The following is a 17813-nucleotide window of genomic DNA, read 5'->3' on the forward strand; positions in this document are numbered from 1 at the left end:
TACAACCGAACGCGACTGCAATGCCTCGGCTACACCGCTCCTGCTGAACAGCTTGCCAACCTCACGAAACAGTACACCTCCGCGGGAGCCTAGGGTTGGAAAGGGTCTCAGTCGTTGCTCTGTTTGACCCTGGGTTCCTGCTTTCGCAGGAACACTTTGACGTCGAGCTACGACGTCCACTTACACGAAGCACGCGCTCCTGCGGGATCCGACGCCGACCGAGCGGATCCGTTCGCCGGGCCTCACCCGACCCGCCAAATCCTTACCCGTCCCGCAACCGTACATTGCTCGCGCTTGCCAGTGGTTAGCGAATGTGAAAGGCAGTGGCGCTAGCGGGGTGGCATGACTGACGAGACGCCGGACGACGGCCCTATGCAAGCGCAGGCGCAGCCGGACGAGGCCGGCGTGGCGAGCCGGCGGCGCGTGCTGATGCTCGGCGCGGTGACCGCGGGCGCGGTGGTGTCGATCCGTCCGGCGCTGGCGCAGACCGCGGGATCGGTGATGACCTGCGAGATCCCGGTGCCCGATCTCGGCCGCGCCGGCCAGTTCATCGATGCCGAGGGCAATGTCGTCCCGTCCGGCACCAAGGGGGCGTTCCCGCCGGTGGCGCGCCCGTTCAAGGGCGAGGAGGTCAAGCGCGCGCTCCGCGGCGTCCAGCTGCCGGGGACGACCTATGAGAGCAGCCGCGCCTATGTAAATTACATCCGCCGGCTGCAGCGGGGGCAGGGGGGCTTCACCTGCTTCGCCTCGCTGCAGATGCCGCGCGGCTGAGCCATGCGCTACCGCGCCCCGGATGCCGCGGCGCTGCTGACCGCGGAGCTCGACGCGTTCACCGCGATCTTCCACCGCCCGTCGGGGATCACGCATCTGCTCGCCAGCCCGGCGCGCGAGATCCTCGCGCTGCTCGGCGAGGAGCCGCTCGACGGCGACATGCTGCTGGCGCGGCTCGCCGACCGCTACGACGTCGCCGATGCGACGCGCGACGCACTCGCCGCGCGGCTCGACGAGCTGGTCGTCGCGGGGTTGGTCGAGCCGCTATGAGGCACCAGTTCACCGTCCGCATCGGCCCGATCGGCTTCCGCGTCGGCAGCGACTGGGCCGCGCCGATCGCGGCGTTGCAGGACCTCTACCGCTATTACCCCTCGCCCAATCTGCCCGACTTCACGGTGCGGCTGGAGGCGACCCACTGGTGGCGGCGCTGGCTGCGGCCGTCGATCCGCATCGGCGGCGATTACATGCTGCCCGAGGCGGCGCCGCTGCCGCTCGGCTTCGGGCTGCTCGCGGCCGAGATGGCGATGAACCTGCAACTGGCGCTCGGCGGTCGGCGTTACCTGTTGCTCCACGCCGCCTGCGTCGCGCGCGATGGCGAGGCGCTGCTGCTCACCGGCGAATCGGGGGCGGGCAAGTCGACGCTGGCGACGCTGCTCGCGGCGCGCGGCTGGCGCTTCCTCAGCGACGAATTCGCGCTGATCGATCCCGAGACGGGGCTGGTCCATCCGTTCCCACGGCTGATCAGCCTCAAGAATGCCGCCATCGCCACCGCGATCGCCGCACGGCCGGATGCCAAGCTCGGGCCCCTGCTCGTCGGCACACCGAAGGGCGACATCCGCCATATGGTGCCCGATGCGCTTGCGGTCGGCGCGATGGACGAGCCGGCGCGGCCGGCGCTACTGCTCTATCCGCGCCACGGCTTCGCCGCCGAGACGCGCGGCGTGCCGCCGGCCGAATCGTTCGTCCGGCTGACCCAGGCCTCGACCAATTACGTCGCGATGGGCGAGGCGGGGTTCACCGCGCTGACCCGGCTGGTGCGCGAGGTGCCGGCCCAGGCGATCGACTATCCCGACGGCGCCACCGCGATCGACCAGGTGGAGGCGCTGTGGCGGACGCGCTGATCCTCGCCCGTGCGCTCGCCGATCCGCAGTCGCTGGCGCTCGATACCGACTGGATCGGGCTGATCACCACCGCGCGGGCGGAGCAATTGCTCGGCACGCTCGCCTATCGGCTCGACGGATTGCCCTTGCCCGAGGATGTCGCGCTGCTGCTCGCCGATGCGCGTGCCTCGGCGGAGAACGGGCGCCGCGCCGCCCTGTGGGAGGCGGAGATGGCGCGGCGGGCGCTGGCGCCGCTCGATTGTCCGGTGGTGCTGCTCAAGGGCACCGCCTTCGTCGCCGCCGGGTCGCTCGCCGGGCGCGGGCGGTCGATCGGCGATTGCGACATCCTCGTGCCGCGCGCGGCGCTCGACCGGGTCGAGGCGGCGCTGCTCGCCGCCGGGTGGGAATGGGTCAAGCCCGACCCTTATGACGATGCCTATTACCGGCGCTGGATGCACGAGCTGCCGCCGCTGATCCACCGGACGCGCGACCGGATGATCGACGTGCACCATACCATCCTGCCGCCGACCGCGCGCATCACCCCCGACGCGGCGGCGCTGCTCGCCGATGCCGAGCCGCTCGGCAACGGTCTGTCGGTGCTGTCGCCGCGTGATCTGATCGTCCACGCCGCGGCGCATCTGTTCGCGGACGGCGACCTTGCCGGCGGGCTGCGCAACCTGTGGGACATCCACTGCCTGATCGACGATCATGGCAGCGACGGCCTCGCCGCGCGCGCCGCACATCATGGTCTCACCCGCGAGACGGCACGGGCGCTGCGGCTGTGCCACCGGCTGTTCGATACGCCGGTCGCGCCGGAGCATCGCGATCTCAGGGGCGGCGACGCGCTCTACCTGCGCCGGGTGCTGGCGCGTGACGACTGGGGTCGGCCGATCCGCCCGGCGACCCGCTTCGCCTTCTACGTCCGCTCGCACTGGCTGCGCATGCCGCCGGCGATGCTCGCGCGGCATCTGTGGACCAAGTGGCGGCGTTGAATTGATTCACGCGGAGGCGCGGAGGCGATGCGCTCGTGGCGCCGCAGGCTCTCCAATCCGTCCCCTTTTGATCCGAGCTGCCGCATCCCCGACCGCGACCTCTCCGCGCCTCCGCGCCTCCGCGTGAAAAAAGGAGCGTGATCGGGGCCTTCGCTATTCGGATGCGAATCTGCGCATGTCCCGCCGGCAGGGTGACTCACGCGAAGACGCAAAGATGTCGTATGCGTGGCACCGCAGGCTTTCGCCTCCCGCCGATGCTTCAGCGCTGCCGCGCCCCTGAGCGCAACACCTTCGCGTCTTCGCGTCTTCGCGCGATTACCGTGACGGCGAGGCGAACCGTTCCAACGTCGGCACCAGCTCGGCATAGCCGTCGATCACCGCATCCGCGCCGAGCTCGCCCACCGGCTGCGTCAGGAAGCCGAACGCGCAGGCGATCGTCGGCAGCCCCGCCGCCTGACCGGCGCGGATGTCGAACAGCGAATCGCCGACGAACGCCGCGGTGCCGCCGCCGCAGCGCGCCAGCATCTCGTAGATCGGCTTGGGGCTCGGCTTGGCATTGCCCGGCCCCATCGTATCGCCGCCGATGATGCAGGCGAACCGCGCCGTCAGGCCGAGCGCGTCGAGCAGCTTGCGCGCCAACGCCTCGAGCTTGTTGGTCACCACCGCGATCCGCGCGCCGCGCGCCGCCAGCGTGTCGAGCGCCGCGATCATGCCGGGAAAGGGGCGGGTCAGATCGGCGATATGCGCCTCGTAATGATCGAGCAGCAGCCGGTGCAGCCGGTCGAGCGTCGCCGCGTCGCAGCCGCCGGTCGCCGCCATGCCCTGGGCCAGCATCGCGCGCGCGCCGCCGCCGATCATCGGCCGCACCGCCTCGACGCTCAGCGCCGGACGGCCGACCGAGGCGAGCGCGTGATTGACCGCGGCGGCAAGGTCGCCGCTGGTGTCGAGCAGCGTCCCGTCGAGGTCGAAGCCGACGATGTCGAACGGCGCGGCGGGCGAGGGGCGGGATGAAATCGGCGTCATGCCCGCGCGGCGGTGACGCGTCGCTCTGGAAATGGCAAGCCTTCCGTGGCAGTCGCTGCGCATGACCCAAGCTCTCGCCGTCATCATCCTCGCCGCCGGCAAGGGTACGCGGATGCAGTCCGATCTGCACAAGGTGCTCCACCCGATCGCCGGGCGGCCGATGCTGCTCCACCTGATCGACAGTCTCAACCGCGCCGGCGCGACGCGGCGCGTCGTCGTCGTCGGCGCCTCGGGCGAGCAGGTCGAGGCGGCGGTGGCGAGCACCGGCGTCGAGATCGCCTGGCAGCGCGAGCAGCTCGGCACCGCGCATGCCGCCCTGCAGGCCAAGGCGGCGCTCGACGGGTTCGACGGCATCGCGATCGTCTGTTTCGGCGATACGCCGCTGCTCGCCAGCGACACCGTCGCGCGGCTGGCGGCGCGGCTCGAGGCGCCGGACGCGCCGACCGTCGCGGTGCTCGGCTTCCGCCCCGCCGATGCGCGCGCCTATGGCCGGATCATCGCGGCGAGCGACGGCACGATCCGCAAGATGGTCGAATATAAGGACGCGAGTCCCGCCGAACGCGCCGTCGACCTGTGCAATTCGGGCGTCACCGCGGTGCGCACGCGCGACCTGTGGCGGCTGCTCGAATCGGTCGGCAGCGACAATGCCGCGGGCGAATATTATCTGCCCGACGTCGTCATGCTGGCGATCGCCGAGGGTGGCCGCGCGGTGTGCATCGAGACCGGCGAGGTCGAGGTCGCCGGCATCAACAGCCGCGGCGAACTCGCCGCGGTCGAGGCGGGCTGGCAGGCGGAGCGCCGCGCGCAGGCGATGGCGGCGGGCGCGACGCTGATCGCGCCGGAGACGGTGTGGTTCGCGCACGACACCGTCATCGGCCGCGACGTGGTGATCGAGCCGCATGTCGTCTTCGGCCCCGGCGTCAGCATCGCCGACGGCGCGACGATCCACGCCTTCAGCCATGTCGAGGGCGCCTCGGTCGGCCCGAAGGCGGAGGTCGGCCCCTATGCGCGGCTGCGCCCCGGCGCGGTGCTCGGCGCCAAGGCCAAGGTCGGCAATTTCGTCGAGATCAAGAAGGCGACGGTCGGCGAGGGTGCCAAGGTCAACCACCTGTCCTATGTCGGCGATGCGAGCATCGGCGCCGCCGCCAACATCGGCGCCGGGACGATCACCTGCAATTACGACGGCTTCTTCAAGTATAAGACGCAGATCGGCGCGGGCGCGTTCATCGGGTCGAATTCGGCGCTGGTCGCGCCGGTGGCGATCGGCGACGGCGCGATCGTCGCGGCGGGATCGGTGGTGACGCAGGATGTCGAGGCCGGCGCGCTGGCGCTTGTCCGCCCGCCGCAGGTCGCCAAGCCCGGCTGGGCGACGCGCTTCCGCGCGATGATGGCGGCGCGCAAGGGTGGTGGGTGATATCACTGCGTGATATCATACCGGCATGACCCGCGTGCTCGCCGACATCCCAGCCGATGATCTGCAATGGCTCGATCAGCGCGCCGCCGCGCTCGGCCGGTCGCGCGCGGCGATGCTCCGCGAGGCGGTATCGACGTTCCGGGCGCAGTCCCAGTCGGAGGACGGGGACTGGCTCGATCGCGGGTTCGGATTGTGGAAGGACCGCACCGATATCGGCGATGCCGTCGAATGGCAGCGGCGCGAACGGGCCAGCTGGACGCGACCGTGGGACGATGATTACGAAGCGGTCAAAGCGGAATTCCCCGATCTGTTCGACGCCGAGGACGACCGGCAACGCCAGGTCTATCTGGACATGGTGGCCGGTCGCTATCCCGAGCCAATCTATCCCGATCCGGCATGATCACTGCGACCTTCGATTCGAACATCGTCATCGATGCTCTGGCGGGCTTCATCCCGGCCCGTGAAGAGATTCGGCGCGCCCGCGACGCCGGCGGCGCCTGGGTCAGTCGGATGGTCTGGGTGGAAGTGCTCGCCAAAGGCATGCCGGAGTTGGTGCGGGAGGCGGAGGCGTTCCTGCATGGCTTCAACGTCGATGAGATCGATGCCGATATCGCCCTGCGCGCCGCGGCGTTGCGCCGCGAACGCTTGCGGCTGAAATCGCCGGATGCGATCATCCTTGCCAGCGCAATGCGATATGGTCGCACTCTTGTTACTCGAAATATTCGCGATTTTCCGGCATCCATGCCGGGCATCCGCGTCCCCTACCTGATCTGAAGGCAGTACCGACTATGTGTGGAATCGTTGGAATCGTCGGCACGGAAGACGTCGCGGAGCGCCTGCTCGACGGGCTGCGCAGGCTCGAATATCGCGGTTACGACTCGGCCGGGATCGCCACCGATCATGACGGGGCGATCGAGCGGCGGCGCGCCTCGGGTAAGCTCGTCAACCTGACGCGCGAGCTCGCCGCGCATCCGCTGCCCGGCACCACCGGCATCGCGCACACGCGCTGGGCGACGCACGGCGGCCCGACCACCAACAACGCCCACCCGCATGCGACCGACGAGGTCGCGGTCGTCCACAACGGCATCATCGAGAATTTCAAGCCGCTGCGCGACGAGCTGATCGCGCGCGGCCGCGTCTTCACCAGCGAGACCGATACCGAGGTGGTCGCGCATCTGGTCAGCGAGAAGGTCGAGGCGGGGCTCGATCCGATCGCCGCGGTGCGCGAGGTGCTGCCGCGGCTGCACGGCGCATTCGCGCTCGCCATCCTGTTCCGCAAGCATCCCGAACTGCTGATCGGCGCGCGGCTCGGCTCGCCGCTGGTGGTCGGCCATGGCGAGGGCGAAACCTATCTCGGCTCGGACGCGCTCGCGCTCGCGCCGCTGACGCAGCGGATCGCCTATCTCGACGAGGGCGACTGGGTGGTCTGCACCGCCGAGGGCGCGCAGGTCTATGATCGCGACAACCACCCCGTCGAGCGGCCGATCACCATCTCCGGCGTCACCGGAGAGCTGATCTCGAAGGGCAATCACCGCCACTATATGCTCAAGGAGATCTACGAGCAGCCGATCGTCGTCGCGCAGACGCTGCGCTCCTACCTCCAGCGGATGGAGGAGCGGGTCACGCTGCCGATCCCCGATTTCGACCTCGGCGCGATCAAGCGCGTCACCATCGTCGCCTGCGGCACCAGCTTCTACGCGGGCATGGTCGCCAAATATTGGTTCGAGCAGTTCGCGCGCGTGCCCGTCGATCTCGATGTCGCCTCCGAATTCCGCTACCGTGCGCCGGTCATGGAGCCGGGCGGGCTGATGATCGTCATCAGCCAGTCGGGCGAGACCGCCGATACGCTCGCCGCGCTGCGCCACGCCAAGAGCGAGGGGCAGAAGATCGCCGCGGTGGTCAACGTGCCGACCAGCTCGATGGCGCGCGAGGCGGACCTGCTGCTGCCGACGCATGCCGGGCCGGAGATCGGCGTCGCCTCGACCAAGGCGTTCACCTGCCAGCTCGCGGTGCTCGCCGCGCTGGCCGCCAACCTCGCGCAGGTGAAGGGGCAGCTCAAGCCGGGCGAGGAGAAGCAGATCGTCCGCCACCTCGGCGAGGCGCCGGCATCGCTCAACGCCGCGCTCGCCTATGACGAATCGATCCAGGAGATGGCCGGGGTCATCGCCTCGGCGCGCGACGTCCTCTACCTGGGGCGCGGCACCGATTATCCGCTGGCACTGGAGGGCGCGCTCAAGCTCAAGGAGATCAGCTACATCCACGCCGAAGGCTATGCCGCGGGCGAGATGAAGCACGGGCCGATCGCGCTGATCGACGAGAATGTCCCCGTCATCGTCATCGCGCCGTCGGGGCCGCTGTTCGAGAAGACCGTCAGCAACATGCAGGAGGTGCAGGCGCGCGGCGGCAAGGTCGTGCTGATCAGCGACTATGACGGCATCCAGGCGGCGGGCGAGAATTGCGTCGCGACGATCACCATGCCCAAGGTGCATCCGCTGATCGCGCCGCTCGTCTATGCGGTGCCGGTGCAGCTGCTGGCCTATCACGTCGCGGTCGCCAAGGGCACGGATGTCGATCAGCCGCGCAACCTCGCCAAGTCCGTCACGGTGGAGTGAGACGCGGATCCCCGCACGTCTGGCGTCGCGACCCGATACGCGCCTCGGCCACGCAGGCGCGCGGCGGCGCTGCCAGCTCCGGGATGCTGTCCCGGTCGAGCGCGTCCACCAAGGCGGAGATCTGGTCGCCCGTACCGGCACGAGGCACTGCGAGGAACGGTCGGGATCGGCGGTGATCGGTTGTCGCGCGGACGTCAGGGGACGGGCGCTTGGCCGTGCCCCCCGTCGAAGGCGGTCAGGATCGGGCAGGGGCCGGCATCGCCATTGCCGCATTCCTGCGCGAGACGCCGAAGAGCCGTTCGGGCCGTTTCGAGATGGGCGATCTGCGCGTCCAGCGCCGAGAGCCGCTCGATGGCGAGCGTGCGCGCCCGCGCGCGATCGTCGGTGGCATCGAGCGCCAATAGCTCGCGGATCTGCTCGAGCGTGAAGCCGGCCGCCTGGGCGCAGCGGATGAAGCGCAGCCGCCGGACGTCGGACGGGCCATAGCGGCGGATGCCGCCGCCGCTGCCCGCGCCGCGCGGTCGGTCCGGCGTGTCGAGCAGACCGCGCCGCTGGTAAAACCGGATCGTCTCGACGCCCACGCCGCCCTCGGCGGCAAGCGTCGCGATCGTCATGGAAGACACGCCTTGACTCCGTACCATGGTACGGCCCCTATATAGGGGCCGATCACGCATGGGAGAAGATACATGCCGGCCGCGACGAAGAAGGCGATCCTCTATCGTATGGTGATGCCGACCCACGTCTGCCCCTATGGGTTGAAGGCGAAGGATCTGCTGCAACGGCGCGGCTTCGCGGTCGAGGATCACTGGCTGGCGACCCGCGAGGAGACCGACGCGTTCAAGGCGCAGCATCATGTCAAGACGACGCCGCAGACCTTCATCGCGGGCGAGCGTGTCGGCGGCTATGACGACGTGCGGCGGTTCTTCGGCAAGGCCGTCGCCGACCCGAAGGCGGTGACCTATCGCCCGGTGGCGGTGGTGTTCGCGATGACGGCGCTGATGGCGCTCGCCGCGAGCCAGGCGGCGTTCGGTGCGCTGCTGACGCTGCGCGCGGGCGAGTGGTTCATTGCCTTCTCGATGTGCGTCCTCGCCTTGCTCAAGCTCCAGAACGTCGAGCGGTTCGCGACGATGTTCCTCAACTACGACCTGCTGGCCAGACGCTGGGTGCCCTATTCGTACGTCTATCCCTATGCCGAAGGCCTGGCAGGGGTGCTGATGGCGGCGGGCGTGCTGACCTGGCTGTCGGTGCCGATCGCGCTGGTGATCGGGACGATCGGCGCGGTGTCGGTGATCAAAGCGGTCTACATCGACCGGCGCGAGCTGAAATGCGCCTGCGTGGGCGGGGATAGCAGCGTGCCGCTCGGCTTCCTGTCGCTGACCGAGAATGTGATGATGGTCGTCATGGCGCTGTGGATGGCGTTCGCCGCTGCGCCTTGATCCGGCGCGATCCGGCCGACCGTCGGCATCTATCCGGCGATGACGTTCCTCGGGCCGCGGTTCGGCCTGCGGCTCCGAAGGCGTTCGTACGCGGTCGGGGAACGCCGCCCGGTGCGGGGGATGGGCGGGATCGGGATCGGGCCGGCGCATGAAAAAGGGCAGGGAAGCCGTGTCGCTTCCCTGCCCCTGTTCTCGTCCTGCGGAGGGATCAGCCCTCGGCGGTGTCCGAAGCGGCACCGGCGGCCTGCGTCTCCGCGACCTCGGCGTCGAGCGCCTCGTCGGCGGCGGTCGGCACCGTCGGCGGCACGATCGTGGCGATCGCGAAGTCGCGGTCGTCGATCGCCGGCTTGGCGCCCTTGGGCAGCGCGACGTCGCTGATGTGGATCGAATCGCCGATCTCGCGGCCCTTGAGCGAGATGGTGATCTCCGACGGGATGTCCGCCGCGTCGACGATCAGCTCGACCTCGTGACGGGTGATGTTGAGCACGCCGCCCTGCTTGATGCCGCGGCATTCCTCTTCGTCCGCAAACACGACCGGCACCGCGACGGTGACTTCGGTATGTTCACCGATGCGCAGGAAGTCGACGTGCACCGGACGATCGGTGACCGGGTGGAAGGCGACGTCCTTGGGCAGCGTCCGCTCGCCGGCGACCATGATCACCGAGGTCATGAAGTGACCGGTCATCAGCGCCTTGGTCAGCGCCTTCTCTTCGAGGTGAACCGCCGTCGGTTCCTTGTTCTGGCCGTAGATCACGGCGGGGACGCGGCCGTCACGACGCAGCGCCCGGGAGGCTCCCTTGCCAACCCGGTCGCGCGTCTCGGCTGCGAGCGTAATGGTGTCGCTCATCAGATTACCTTTTCAAAACGTGCTAAAGTCCGTTCCCGCGCCACGCCTCCAGGGATGACCATGGAGCGGAAGCGGGCGCGCATAGCGGAGAGTGCGCCAAAACGCAAATTCCTCCCCGGCACGGGGAGGGGGACCAGCGTAGCTGGTGGAGGGGGCTCTCCTCCCGCGCAGGCGGCTGTTACCTGCGAGGGGGTGTGGGCCCGGTAATGAGCATCACAAGTGGTGCCGCTTGCGGCAAGCCCCCTCCACCACGCCCTGCGGGCGCGGTCCCCCTCCCCGTGCCGGGGAGGATTGACTCAGTATTTCACCCGTTCCGCCTTGACGCCCAGCTTCGCCAGTTGCGCCTGCACCGAGTCCGGCCCGGCGAGGTGCCCCGCGCCGACCGCGATGAACACCGTGCCCGGCCGCGCCATCCGCTGCTTGATCCACGCCGCCCAGCGCGCGTTGCGATCGGTGAGCAGCACCTTGGCGACCTCGGGCGAGCTCTTCAGCTCGTCGTTCATCTCGGCGGCGAGCGCATCGGGATCGCCCTTCGCCCAATCGTCGACCATCGCCGCCATCTGTTGGTCGAGCTTGGGCAGTTCGTCGACGGTGCTGACCAGGAAGTCGAGCTGCGCCTTGTCCGACAGGCTGCCGAAGAAGCCGAGCTGCTGTTCGGCGGTCTCCAGCCCGGTCAGCGGCTTGTTCGCCTGTTTGGCGGCGGCGGTGATCACCTGTTCGGGGCCGTTGCTGCTGTCATAGCCGAGCTTGGACAGCGGCGCGACCGACAGCTGCGTCGCCGCCAGCCACGGCTTGAACGTGTCGAGCGCATTGGCGGGCAGGCCGAGGTTGGTCACCGCGGCGGTGAAGGCGGCGCGCTTGTCGGCGGGCAGGCGCTCGGTCAGCGGCGGCGTGCCCTTGGCGGCGACGCCGGTCGCCTGCACCAGGCCCTGCATCGCCGCGGGGTCGGGCATGACGATCTCCAGCTTGACCTCGTCCGACCGGTCGAAGGCGGTCTTCACCGCCTCGTCGAACCAGGTCAGGCCCGGCTTGAGCACGTGGATGGTGCCGAACAGGTAGACGGTCGTATCCTTGTCCTTGACCACCCACAGCGCCGGATCGGCATCGTTGGCGGCGCGCGCGGGCGCGGCGGGACGGGCGCAGGCGGGCAGGGACAGGCAGAGCGCAATCGCCGACAGTGCAGCGCCAAGGGGACGTATCATGCGGGGGATCTATCCATCATCGGGTCGTGTCACCCCAAGCTAATGCCGCGCCGCACCACTTGCTAGACGCTGTCGCATCGGCCAAAGCCTCGACCGATGGCAGCCGCACCTCTCTCCTTCCAGAAGATGATCCTGACGCTCCATGACTATTGGAGCGACCGGGGTTGCGTGATCCTCCAGCCCTACGACATGGAAATGGGCGCGGGCACGTTCCACACCGCGACGACGCTGCGCGCGCTCGGTCCCGATGCGTGGAACGCCGCCTTCGTCCAGCCGTGCCGCCGCCCGACCGACGGCCGCTATGGCGAGAATCCCAACCGGCTCCAGCATTATTATCAATATCAGGTGATCCTCAAGCCGAGCCCGCCCGATCTGCAGGAGCTGTACCTCGGCAGCCTCGCGGCGATCGGCGTCGACATGACGCGGCACGACATCCGCTTCGTCGAGGATGACTGGGAAAGCCCGACGCTCGGCGCCTGGGGCCTCGGCTGGGAGGTGTGGTGCGACGGGATGGAGGTGACGCAGTTCACCTATTTCCAGCAGATGGGCGGGTTCGACATGAAGCCGGTGGCGGGCGAGCTGACCTACGGGCTCGAACGGCTGGCGATGTACATCCAGGACGTCGACAACGTCTACGATCTCGCCTTCAACGACGCGGGCGTCACCTATGGCGACATCTTCCTCGAGAACGAGCGGCAGATGTCAACGTGGAATTTCGAGGTCGCCGACACCGCCAGCCTGTTCGACCTGTTCCGCAAGGCGGCGGCGGAATGCGAGAACAGCCTCGCCGCCGGGCTGGCGATCCCCGCCTATGAACAGGCGATCAAGGCGAGCCACACGTTCAACCTGTTGCAGGCGCGCGGTGTGATCTCGGTGGCGGAGCGCCAGGCCTATATCGGCCGTGTCCGCGATCTTGCCAAAGGCGCCTGCGCGGCGTGGATGGACAAGAACGGGTGGGCGGCGTGACCATTCCTCCCCGGCACGGGGAGGGGGACCGTCGCGCGCAGCGCGATGGTGGAGGGGGCTCTCCGCGCTCGCTTCGCCCCGAAACCGCCACTGCCCGCAAATTGCGCAAGTCGATGAGCCTGCCCGAAGTGCTGCTCTGGCAGCGGCTCAAAGGTCAACAGGCTGGCGCAAAGTTCCGCAAGCAGCATCCGGTCGGCCCCTATGTCGCCGATTTTTATTGCAGCGCGACCCGCACGATCGTCGAAGTCGATGGCGAAGCGCATGACCGCGCCGATCGGCCGAGCCGGGATATCGCGCGTGATGCCTTCTTGATCGAGAACGGGTATCGTGGTCTGCACATCCCCGCAAAGGACGTGCTGAAAGATGCCGACGCCGCTGCTGACGCGATCGCAGCGCTTGCGGCCAACCCCCTCCACCACCAGCCTGCGGCTGGCGGTCCCCCTCCCCGTGCCGGGGAGGATTGAGAAGATGATGACCGACTTCCTCCTCGAACTGCGTTCCGAAGAAATCCCTGCGCGGATGCAGGACAAGGCGCGGGACGATCTCTCCCGGCTGTTCGCCGCCGAACTGGGCAAGGCGGGTCTCGCCGCCGGATCGCTCGTCACCTATGCGACGCCGCGGCGGCTGGTGCTGATCGCGCGCGACCTGCCGGCCGAGACGCAGGCGGTGTCCGAGGAGCTGAAAGGCCCCAAGGCGAGCGCGCCGCCGCAGGCGCTCGAGGGCTTCCTGCGCAAGACCGGGCTGACCCGCGAGGCGCTGACCGAGCGCGACGGCGTGCTCTATGCGATCACCGAGCGGCCCGGCCGCGCCACCACCGACGTGCTCGCCCAGGCGATCCCGGCGATCATCCGCGGCTTTCCCTGGCCCAAGTCGATGCGCTGGGGCGCGGCCTCCGCCTCGACCGAATCGCTGCGCTGGGTGCGGCCGCTGCACGGCATCGTCGCTCTGTTCGGCGAGGATCTGGTCGAGGTCGAGATCGCCGGCATCCGGTCGGGCGTCGCGACCTTCGGGCACCGCTTCCACCATCCCGGCCAGATCACGATCGGCTCGGCGGCGGATTATGTCGAGAAGCTGCGCGCCTGCCACGTCATCGTCGATCAGGACGAACGCCGCGCGCTGATCCGCGAACGGGCGACGGCGCTGGCGGCCGAGGCCGGACTCGTGCTGGTCGAGGACGAGGGGCTGGTCGCCGAGAATGCCGGGCTGACCGAATGGCCGGTGCCGCTGCTCGGCCGGTTCGATCCCGACTTCCTGTCGGTGCCGCCCGAGGTGATCCAGCTCACCGCGCGGGTGAACCAGAAGTATTTCGTCTGCCGCGATGCCGAGGGCGCGCTCGCCAATGCCTTCGTCTGCACCGCCAATATCGAGGCGACCGACGGCGGCGCGCAGATCGTCGAGGGCAATCGCAAGGTGCTCGCGGCGCGGCTGTCGGACGCGCGCTTCTTCTACGAGACCGACCTCAAGACGCCGCTCGAGACGCAGGCGACGAAGCTGGCGAACATCGTCTTCCACGAGAAACTGGGGACGGTGGCAGACAAGGTCGATCGCGTCGCGACGCTCGCGCGGTGGCTGGTGGAGAAGGGGATAATCCTCCCCGGCACGGGGAGGGGGACCGACGAAGCCGGTGGAGGGGGGGTGCCACAGGCGGCATCGCCCGCGGAAGCCCCCCTCCACCACCGGCCTGCGGCCGGCGGTCCCCCTCCCCGTGCCGGGGAGGAGCATGTTGCGCTCGCCGATATGGCGGAGCGGGCAGCGCGGCTCGCCAAGGCGGACCTCGTCACCGGCATGGTCGGCGAATTTCCGGAATTGCAGGGCCTGATCGGCGGCTATTATGCCGCCGCGCAGGGCGAGCCCGACGCGGTCGCCGAAGCGGTGCGCGATCATTACAAGCCGGTCGGACAGGGCGATGCGGTGCCGGCCGCGCCGGTGACGGTGGCGGTGGCGCTGGCGGACAAGCTCGACAGCATCACGCAGTTCTTCGGTGCCGACCTGCGTCCCAGCGGATCGAAGGACCCGTTCGCGCTGCGCCGCTCCGCCCTCGGCGTGATCGCGCTGATCCTCGACAACGGCCTGCGCTTTCCGCTCGGCACCGCGGTGGACCGGGGCGTGCTCGACTTCTTCGCCGACCGGCTCAAGGTGCAGCAGCGCGAGGCGGGCGTCCGCCACGATCTGATCGACGCGGTGTTCGCGCTCGGCGGCGAGGACGATCTCGTCCGGCTGCTCGCGAGGGTCCATGCCTTGCAGGCTTTCGTCGCGACCGAGGACGGCACCAACCTGCTCGCCGGCTACAAGCGCGCCGCGAACATCCTCAAGAAGGAGGGCGTTCCCGATCGGGAGGCGGCAGTCGCCAGCTACGCGCCCGAACCCGCCGAAGCCGCACTGATCGCCGCACTCGACGCGGCCGAGCCCAAGGCGGCGGCGGCGATTGAGGCGGAGGATTTCGAGGGCGCGATGGCGGCGCTCGCCTCGCTGCGTGCGCCGATCGACGCGTTCTTCGACGACGTCACCGTCAACGACGCCGATCCCGCCAAGCGCGCCGCCCGGCTCCAGCTGCTCGACCGGGTCCGCGCCGCCGTTCATACGGTCGCCGATTTCAGCAGGATCGAGGGGTAGCGGCCCGATCCGACATGCTTTCCATCCTCCCCGGGGCAGGCATCCAGCGCAGTGAAGGATTAGCGATGACCCAATACGTGTACCGCTTCGGTGGCGGCGTTTCGGACGGCGGGAAGGGCGACAAGAATCTGCTCGGCGGCAAGGGCGCGAACCTTGCCGAAATGGCGTCGATCGGCCTGCCGGTGCCGCCGGGCTTCACCATCTCGACCGCGATGTGCACGCGCTATTACGAGGAAGGCGAGCAATTCCCGCAAAGCCTGCGGGACGAGGTCGCCGCCGGCATCGCGCATATCGAGGGGATCACCGGCAAGGCGTTCGGCGATCCGGCCAATCCCTTGCTCGTTTCGGTCCGTTCCGGCGCACGCGTGTCGATGCCGGGGATGATGGACACGGTGCTCAACCTCGGCCTCAACGACGCGACCGTCGAGGGGCTCGCCGCCCGCTCCGGCGACGCGCGCTTCGCCTGGGACAGCTATCGCCGCTTCATCCAGATGTATGCCGACGTGGTGCTCGAACTCGACCATGGCGCATTCGAGGAAGCGCTGGAGATCGCCAAGGAAGACAACGGCTTCACCCTGGATACCGAGCTGAGTGCCGACGATCTGCGCACGCTGGTCGGCGAATATAAGGCGCTGGTCGCGGCGGAATGGGGCAAGCCTTTCCCGCAGGACGTTGACGATCAATTGTGGGGCGCGGTCGGCGCGGTGTTCGGATCGTGGCAGTCGGAGCGCGCCAAGGTCTACCGCCGGCTCAACGACATCCCCGCCGACTGGGGTACCGCGGTCAACGTCCAGGCGATGGTGTTCGGCAATATGGGCGAGACCTCGGCGACCGGCGTCGCCTTCACCCGCGATCCGTCCAAGGGCGACCGCGCCTATTACGGCGAATTCCTGATCAACGCGCAGGGCGAGGACGTGGTGGCGGGCATCCGCACGCCGCAATATCTGACCCGCGCCGCGCGGGAGGACGCGGGCGCCAAGCCCGCGTCGATGGAAGAGGCGATGCCCACGGTCTATGCCGAGCTGGCCGCGGTGTTCGACCGGCTCGAGACGCATTACCGCGACATGCAGGACATCGAGTTCACCGTCGAACAGGGCAAGCTGTGGATGCTCCAGACGCGATCGGGCAAGCGCACGGCCAAGGCGGCGCTCAAGATCGCGGTCGACATGGCGAACGAGGGGCTGATCAGCCGGAACGAGGCGATCCTGCGCGTCGATCCGATGGCGCTCGACCAGCTGCTCCACCCGACGCTCGATCCCAAGGCGCCGCGCGACGTCATCGCCAAGGGCCTGCCCGCCTCGCCGGGCGCCGCCTCGGGCCGCGTCGTGTTCGACGCCGACAGCGCCGAGAAGCGCAAGGCGGCGGGGGAATCGGTCATCCTCGTCCGCGTCGAGACCAGCCCGGAGGATATCCACGGCATGCATGCCGCCGCCGGCATCCTGACGGCGCGCGGCGGCATGACCAGCCACGCCGCGGTGGTCGCGCGCGGCATGGGCCGGCCGTGCGTCTCGGGCGCGGGGTCGCTGTCGATCTCCGCCAAGGACAAGGTGATGAAGGTCGCCGGTCGGACGATCGGCGAGGGCGATACGATCACCATCGACGGCACCAGCGGCGAGGTGATGTTCGGCTCCGTCGCCACCGTCCAGCCCGAGCTCGCCGGCGATTTCGGCGTGCTGATGGAATGGGCCGACGGCGTGCGCCGGCTCAAGGTGCGCGCCAATGCCGAGACGCCGCTCGACTGCCAGACCGCGCGCGACTTCGGCGCCGAGGGCGTCGGCCTCTGCCGCACCGAACATATGTTCTTCGACGCCGACCGGATCACCGCGGTGCGCCAGATGATCCTCGCGCAGGACGAGGCGGGGCGTCGCGCCGCGCTCGCCAAATTGCTGCCGGCGCAGCGCAGCGACTTCACCGCGATCTTCGAGGTGATGGCGGGGTTGCCGGTGACGGTGCGGCTGCTCGATCCGCCGCTACACGAATTCCTGCCGCACGAGGAGAATGAATTCGCCGAGGTCGCCGCGGCGGCCGGCGTCGATATCGAGCTGCTCAAGCGCCGCGCCACGGAGCTGCACGAATTCAACCCGATGCTCGGCCATCGCGGCTGCCGGCTCGGCGTCACCTATCCCGAGATCTACGAGACGCAGGCGCGGGCGATCTTCGAGGCGGCGCTCGACGTCGCGGCCAGGTCGGGGAAGGCGCCGATCCCCGAGGTGATGATCCCGCTGGTCGCCACCAAGCGCGAGCTCGACCTGATGAAGGCGGTGGTCGACAAGGCGGCGCAGGCGGTGTTCGCCAAGCGCGGCACGACGATCGACTATCTCGTCGGCACGATGATCGAGCTGCCGCGCGCCGCGCTCAAGGCGGGTGAGATCGCCGAGACGGGCGAGTTCTTCTCGTTCGGCACCAACGACCTGACCCAGACCACCTTGGGCGTCAGCCGCGACGATGCGGCGCGCTTCCTCGGCGCCTATGTCGAGCAGGGCATTTACGCCAAGGACCCGTTCGTCAGCCTCGACGTCGAGGGCGTCGGCGAGCTGGTCGAGCTGGCGGCGGAGCGCGGGCGCAAGACGCGGCCCGACATCAAGCTCGGCATCTGCGGCGAACATGGCGGCGACCCGGCGAGCATCGCCTTCTGCGAGAAGGTCGGGCTCGATTACGTGTCGGCCTCGCCCTATCGCGTGCCGATCGCCCGGCTGGCGGCGGCGCAGGCGGCGTTGCGCTAGGCCTCCGTGCTCCGGCGCATGCAGGAGCCCAGGGCCGCAGGCGCGCCGTTTGGCTCTGGGTTCCTGCGGGCGCAGGAACACCGCGTCACATTGACCACGCCGCGCCCGCCCCGC

General features: G+C 69.1%; 17 protein-coding genes. 13 read left to right on the forward strand and 4 right to left on the reverse strand.

Annotation, left to right across the window (positions count from 1 at the left end):
* Nucleotides 1-342 precede the first annotated feature (342 nt).
* From V8201_RS03950 to V8201_RS03965, 4 genes are read left to right on the forward strand one after another with little or no spacing between them, the layout of a single operon-like run.
* Complete coding sequence (locus V8201_RS03950) at nucleotides 343-771, forward strand: hypothetical protein (RefSeq protein ID WP_373276456.1); 429 nt, start codon at nucleotides 343-345, stop codon at nucleotides 769-771.
* Between the two features lie 3 nt (nucleotides 772-774).
* On the forward strand, nucleotides 775-1041 hold the full coding sequence (locus V8201_RS03955) for an HPr-rel-A system PqqD family peptide chaperone (protein ID WP_037534705.1): 267 nt from the start codon (nucleotides 775-777) through the stop codon (nucleotides 1039-1041).
* Complete coding sequence (locus V8201_RS03960) at nucleotides 1038-1892, forward strand: HprK-related kinase A (protein ID WP_336544540.1); 855 nt, start codon at nucleotides 1038-1040, stop codon at nucleotides 1890-1892. The genes V8201_RS03955 and V8201_RS03960 overlap by 4 nt, the downstream gene beginning before the upstream one ends.
* The gene (locus V8201_RS03965) at nucleotides 1877-2863 is read left to right on the forward strand and encodes a nucleotidyltransferase domain-containing protein (protein WP_037534702.1); all 987 of its coding nucleotides are present in this window, start codon (nucleotides 1877-1879) and stop codon (nucleotides 2861-2863) included. The genes V8201_RS03960 and V8201_RS03965 overlap by 16 nt, the downstream gene beginning before the upstream one ends.
* 315 nt (nucleotides 2864-3178) lie before the next feature.
* Here the strand turns inward: V8201_RS03965 and V8201_RS03970 are convergent, their stop codons facing one another.
* On the reverse strand, nucleotides 3179-3886 hold the full coding sequence (locus V8201_RS03970; protein ID WP_336544541.1) for an HAD family hydrolase: 708 nt from the start codon (nucleotides 3884-3886) through the stop codon (nucleotides 3179-3181).
* A 61-nt stretch (nucleotides 3887-3947) separates the two neighbouring features.
* Here V8201_RS03970 and glmU point away from each other — a divergent pair, with 61 nt between their 5' ends.
* The 4 genes from glmU to glmS are packed head-to-tail and all read left to right on the forward strand — an operon-like array spanning nucleotide 3948 to nucleotide 7912.
* Nucleotides 3948-5300 (forward strand): bifunctional UDP-N-acetylglucosamine diphosphorylase/glucosamine-1-phosphate N-acetyltransferase GlmU, encoded by a 1353-nt coding sequence (gene glmU, locus V8201_RS03975; RefSeq protein ID WP_336544542.1) that lies wholly within the window; start codon nucleotides 3948-3950, stop codon nucleotides 5298-5300.
* A 25-nt stretch (nucleotides 5301-5325) separates the two neighbouring features.
* Nucleotides 5326-5700 carry a ribbon-helix-helix protein, CopG family gene (locus V8201_RS03980; protein WP_271300209.1) on the forward strand — a complete coding sequence of 125 codons (375 nt, stop codon included), beginning with the start codon at nucleotides 5326-5328 and terminating at the stop codon, nucleotides 5698-5700.
* Nucleotides 5697-6074: a PIN domain-containing protein gene (locus V8201_RS03985; RefSeq protein ID WP_037534696.1), complete on the forward strand. Its 378-nt coding sequence runs from the start codon at nucleotides 5697-5699 to the stop codon at nucleotides 6072-6074. Before V8201_RS03980 ends, V8201_RS03985 begins: the two co-directional genes overlap by 4 nt.
* A 14-nt stretch (nucleotides 6075-6088) precedes the next feature.
* Nucleotides 6089-7912, forward strand: a complete 1824-nt coding sequence (gene glmS / locus V8201_RS03990) for a glutamine--fructose-6-phosphate transaminase (isomerizing) (RefSeq protein ID WP_037534695.1) — start codon at nucleotides 6089-6091, stop codon at nucleotides 7910-7912.
* A gap of 194 nt (nucleotides 7913-8106) precedes the next feature.
* On the opposite strand, the gene V8201_RS03995 is transcribed toward glmS, so the two are convergent.
* Nucleotides 8107-8526 carry a MerR family transcriptional regulator gene (locus V8201_RS03995; protein WP_336544543.1) on the reverse strand — a complete coding sequence of 140 codons (420 nt, stop codon included), beginning with the start codon at nucleotides 8524-8526 and terminating at the stop codon, nucleotides 8107-8109.
* A 72-nt stretch (nucleotides 8527-8598) separates the two neighbouring features.
* On the opposite strand from V8201_RS03995, the gene V8201_RS04000 reads away from it, so the two are divergent.
* A complete protein-coding gene (locus V8201_RS04000) occupies nucleotides 8599-9348 on the forward strand; it encodes a MauE/DoxX family redox-associated membrane protein (RefSeq protein WP_336544544.1) in 750 nt (249 codons plus the stop codon).
* A 208-nt stretch (nucleotides 9349-9556) separates the two neighbouring features.
* Here V8201_RS04000 and V8201_RS04005 read toward each other — a convergent pair whose 3' ends face one another.
* Entirely contained in the window at nucleotides 9557-10195 is a 639-nt protein-coding gene (locus tag V8201_RS04005) for a 50S ribosomal protein L25/general stress protein Ctc (protein WP_037534659.1), read from the reverse strand.
* 296 nt (nucleotides 10196-10491) lie between these two features.
* The gene (locus tag V8201_RS04010; RefSeq protein WP_037534658.1) at nucleotides 10492-11397 is read right to left on the reverse strand and encodes a TraB/GumN family protein; all 906 of its coding nucleotides are present in this window, start codon (nucleotides 11395-11397) and stop codon (nucleotides 10492-10494) included.
* Nucleotides 11398-11493: 96 nt separating this feature from the next.
* Here V8201_RS04010 and V8201_RS04015 point away from each other — a divergent pair, with 96 nt between their 5' ends.
* The 4 genes from V8201_RS04015 to ppdK all read left to right on the forward strand — a co-directional run bounded on the left by V8201_RS04015 (nucleotide 11494) and on the right by ppdK (nucleotide 17699).
* Nucleotides 11494-12363, forward strand: a complete 870-nt coding sequence (locus tag V8201_RS04015) for a glycine--tRNA ligase subunit alpha (RefSeq protein WP_336544545.1) — start codon at nucleotides 11494-11496, stop codon at nucleotides 12361-12363.
* A complete protein-coding gene (locus V8201_RS04020; protein WP_333781843.1) occupies nucleotides 12360-12827 on the forward strand; it encodes an endonuclease domain-containing protein in 468 nt (155 codons plus the stop codon). Before V8201_RS04015 ends, V8201_RS04020 begins: the two co-directional genes overlap by 4 nt.
* Before the next feature lie 7 nt (nucleotides 12828-12834).
* Nucleotides 12835-14976, forward strand: a complete 2142-nt coding sequence (glyS, locus tag V8201_RS04025; protein ID WP_336544546.1) for a glycine--tRNA ligase subunit beta — start codon at nucleotides 12835-12837, stop codon at nucleotides 14974-14976.
* A gap of 65 nt (nucleotides 14977-15041) precedes the next feature.
* Nucleotides 15042-17699, forward strand: coding sequence for a pyruvate, phosphate dikinase (gene ppdK, locus V8201_RS04030; RefSeq protein ID WP_336544547.1), 2658 nt, complete (start codon nucleotides 15042-15044; stop codon nucleotides 17697-17699).
* Nucleotides 17700-17813: the final 114 nt, after the last annotated feature.

This window comes from Sphingomonas kyungheensis, assembly GCF_037120395.1.
GTDB classification, from domain to species: Bacteria; Pseudomonadota; Alphaproteobacteria; order Sphingomonadales; family Sphingomonadaceae; genus Sphingomonas; species Sphingomonas kyungheensis.